Genomic DNA, 2,454 nt, shown 5'->3' with positions numbered 1-2,454 from the left:
ACCGCGGCGGCGATCTGGCGGGCCAGGTCGGTCAGCAGTGCGCGGTCCTTGGCGTCGAAGGGCTCCCCCGCGATCCGCGGGGCGATCAACAGCACGCCGATGTGCTCCCCGTGCTGGATCAACGGGATCGGCATCGGTTGCGGCACCGCACGACCGCTGTCGGCCAGGACGGCTCCGTCGGCGGAGGCGATCGCGGCGTACGGCGAGCGCATCGCGCGGCGCGCCGAACCGGCCAGCAGCGGAAGCACGTCGGCGAGCCCGGCGGTGTCGGCGACGCGCCGGGCGAGCGCGGTCACCGCCGCGTACGGGTCGTCGCGCTGGCCGTAGGTCAGCCGGTTCGCCCAGCGTTGCAGGCGCCTGCGCAGCGGCTCGAACAGGATCGCCACGGCGGCCGCCGCGGCGAACGAGGCGATCGGGAAGCCCTGCACGGTGACGCCCCGGCCGGCCCAGGCGACGATGCCGGCGTACACGGCGGTCAATGCCGCGGTGAGCCCGCCGTAGACCAGCGCCCGGCGCAGGACGGGATCGATGTCCCACAGCCGGTGCCGCAGTACGGCCCGTGCGATGGCCAGCGGAACCAGGCAGAAGAGCACGCCGTACGCGAACAGCTCGAGGCCGCGGTAGATGACCGCGCCGGACGCCGATCCGCTGAACACCGGCAGATACCGCAGCATGGCGGTCAGCGCGAAGCCGGCCGTCGCGGTGATCAGAGCCGTCGCGGCCCACTTGGTCTGCTGCCGTTGCGCCGCGGTGGAGACGTGCCGGTAGCGATGGATCTGGGCCCACACGCCGGTGCTCAGCCAGGTCAGCGCGGCGGCGAAGTCCAGCGCCTCGGGAACGCGGATGCCGAGGCGCAGCAGTGACTCGCTGACCAGCACATCGGCGGCGACCAGCAGGAACGCCCAGCGGGTCCAGCGCGGCACGAACCGGCCGTCCGGGAAGTAGTAGAGCAACCCGAAGAAGCCGATGAAGCCGGCATCGGAGAGCAGCCCGGTCGCCACGGTCAGCGGCATCGGCCAGTCCGGGGCCGGCAGCGTGTCCGGCCAGATCACCCCGAAGGCGATGAGCACGCCGGCGAAGAGCAGAGCGGCCCGGTCGTCGGGCCGGCGCAGCAGGATCAACACCCCGACCCCGACGAACACCGCGGCGATCAGGCCGAGCCCGGTGATCCATCCCGCGGCGTACGCGGCCGGCGAGATGCCCCAGGCGGCGAGTCCGGCCCGGATCTCCTCCGGATGGTCGACGAGGGCGGGGTCGAACGTGGCTACCCCGTGATAGGCCGCGGGCAGCGACGCCAGGAACGCGACGCTGCCCAGCACCGCCAGGCCCGCAGTGGCGAACCTGGCGGCGGTCAGCGCGCGACCGGTGAGACGCCGGTCGCGCCCGGTCGCCGTGATTGTCATCGCATCGCTCCTGTCCCGAGCTTCGCCGGGCCCGCCGCCCTCAGTGTGCGGCCCGGCCCGGGCGGAAGCGCTCAGCCGTCCGGCCCGCTTCTCAGGCGCCGACCGCGACCAGCACGTCGGCGTGGCTGGGTCGCACCCGTCCGGTGGCGACCAGCAGGCCGCACGCGGCGATCGCAAGCATCAGAACGGCGATCGCCTCGTGCTCAACCGGCCCGGAGAAGAAGACGGCGAGCGGGCCGACGGCGATCACGGCGGACAACGGCCTCGGGAAGACCCGCGCCCGGATCATCGCGATGCCGAACAGCAGCAGGCCAAGGTTGAGCGCGATGAGCAGGCTGCCGACATAGGACAGATAGCCGGTCGAGACGGAGTCCAGCGCGCCGGGGGCGGCCAGATCGGCGTTGCCCGGTCGGGCGTAGAGGGCCGGCGCGACATAGGTGAACAATGGCCGCGTCGTCACCTCCAGGCCGGCCCAGCCCAGGAACACCATGACGAACGCGACGGCGCCGAGCCGTCCGGCGCGCGTCGCCTGCACCGCATACCAGCCCGGCAGGCCGAGCAGCACGAGCAGGCCGCCGACGACCCCGGCCGTTCCGACGGCGGTCATCGCCGGATTGATGGTCGTCGGATCCACATGGCTTTCGCCGAGGGAGGCGGCGGCGCTCAGCACCGCCCCCGCACACAGCACCACACCGCTCGCGCGCAGCAGCCCGTTGATGGTTGTCATGACCCACACCTTCCGTAGAGGAATGCTGGGGTCACCCTCCCGCTCAACCGTCCCGGGCCGCCTGAGGCCGAGTCCCGGCCGGCCCGGGAGGATTGTCCCGGCCCGCCGGGCCCGCGGGCCCTACGGCAGGCGCGAGGTCCACAGCAGGCTCAGACCCGCTGCCACCAGGCCGAAGAGCAGCGCCGCCCCGGCGTAGTACTGGGTCACCTCACGCGGCGCCACCCGGTGCCCGATCGAGCTGCCCATGTCCTCGTAGACCTTCTTGAGCTCGCTCACCGACGCGGCCTCGTAGAAGTAGCCCTTGGTGCTCTCCGCCAGCTGCTG

At 72.7% G+C, this 2,454-nt stretch carries 1 protein-coding gene and 2 pseudogenes; all 3 read right to left on the bottom strand.

Features of this window, described 5'->3' with window-relative positions; genetic code table 11:
• A pseudogene (locus tag AB0M20_RS38205) lies at positions 1-1,403 on the bottom strand (hypothetical protein); the annotation flags it as partial.
• A gap of 91 nt (positions 1,404-1,494) precedes the next feature.
• On the bottom strand, positions 1,495-2,130 hold the full coding sequence (locus AB0M20_RS38200) for a hypothetical protein (RefSeq protein WP_364305763.1): 636 nt from the start codon (positions 2,128-2,130) through the stop codon (positions 1,495-1,497).
• Positions 2,131-2,250: 120 nt separating this feature from the next.
• Positions 2,251-2,454: pseudogene (locus tag AB0M20_RS38195) on the bottom strand (VWA domain-containing protein); the annotation flags it as partial.

It is taken from the genome of Actinoplanes sp. NPDC051633 (genome assembly GCF_040681735.1).
Taxonomy (GTDB): domain Bacteria; phylum Actinomycetota; class Actinomycetes; order Mycobacteriales; family Micromonosporaceae; genus Actinoplanes.
Note: the sequence above shows the minus strand (reverse complement) of the source record. Positions and strands in the feature narration are given on the sequence as shown.

Excerpts from the sequence above, each read along its gene's own strand:
- AB0M20_RS38200 (WP_364305763.1), bottom strand. The coding sequence starts at position 2,130 with ATGACAACCATCAACGGGCTGCTGCGCGCGAGCGGTGTGGTGCTGTGT.